General features: G+C 69.2%; 1 protein-coding gene. It reads left to right on the forward strand.

Features of this window, described 5'->3' with window-relative positions:
- Positions 1 to 1,125: ribonuclease J (locus tag IG99_RS43375; RefSeq protein ID WP_037684546.1), on the forward strand; the 1,125-nt coding region annotated here is incomplete at its 5' end.

Consider the following 1,125-nt stretch of genomic DNA (forward strand, 5'->3'; position numbering starts at 1 on the left):
CTGCGCGCCTTCGCCCGCCTCGGCGAGGAGGGCGTGGACCTGTTCCTCACCGACTCCACCAACGCCGAGGTACCCGGCTTCACCACCTCCGAGCGTGAGCTGAACCCGGCGATCGAGCAGGTGATGCGCACCGCGCCGCGCCGGGTCATCGTCTCCAGCTTCGCCAGCCATGTGCACCGCATCCAGCAGGTCCTGGACGCCGCCCACCAGCACGGCCGCAAGGTCGCCTTCGTCGGCCGGTCGATGGTCCGCAACATGGGCATCGCCCGTGACCTTGGCTATCTGAAGGTCCCCTCCGGTCTGGTCGTGAGCACGAAGGAGCTGGAGAAGCTCCCGGACCACAAGGTCACTCTGGTGTGCACCGGCTCCCAGGGCGAGCCGATGGCCGCGCTGTCACGGATGGCCAACCGCGACCACGTGATCCGCATCGGCAAGGGCGACACCGTCCTGCTCGCCAGTTCCCTCATCCCCGGCAACGAGAACGCCATCTACCGGGTGATCAACGGGCTCACCCGGTGGGGCGCCCACGTGGTCCACAAGGGCAACGCCAAGGTGCACGTCTCCGGGCACGCCAGCGCCGGCGAACTCGTCTACTGCTACAACATCGTCAAACCCCGCAACGTCATGCCCGTGCACGGCGAATGGCGCCACCTGCGGGCCAACGGCGACCTCGCCATCCGTACCGGTGTCGACCCCGACCGGGTCGTCATCGCCGAGGACGGTGTCGTCGTCGACCTGGTCGACGGGCGCGCGTCCATCACCGGCAAGGTCCCCGCCGGCAACGTCTACGTGGACGGCATGGAAGTCGGCGGCGCCACCGAAGCGTCCCTCAAGGACCGCCTCACCCTCGCAGAGGAAGGCGTGGTCACCGTGGTGGCGATCGTCGACGCGGACACCGGCGCCCTCGCCGAGGCCCCCGACTTCCTGGCCCGCGGCTTCGTCCACGACGACACCACCTTCGAGCCGGTCGTCCCCGTCATCGAGAAGACCCTGGCCACCGCGGCCGAGGAAGGCGTCGGGGACGCGCGCCAACTCGAACAACTCGTCGCCCGCGCCGTGGCGAACTGGGCGTTCCGCACCCACCGCCGCAAGCCCCTCATCATCCCCGTCATCATCGACGCCTGA

The organism is Streptomyces griseus subsp. griseus (assembly GCF_000720255.1).
GTDB classification, from domain to species: domain Bacteria; phylum Actinomycetota; class Actinomycetes; order Streptomycetales; family Streptomycetaceae; genus Streptomyces; species Streptomyces griseus_I.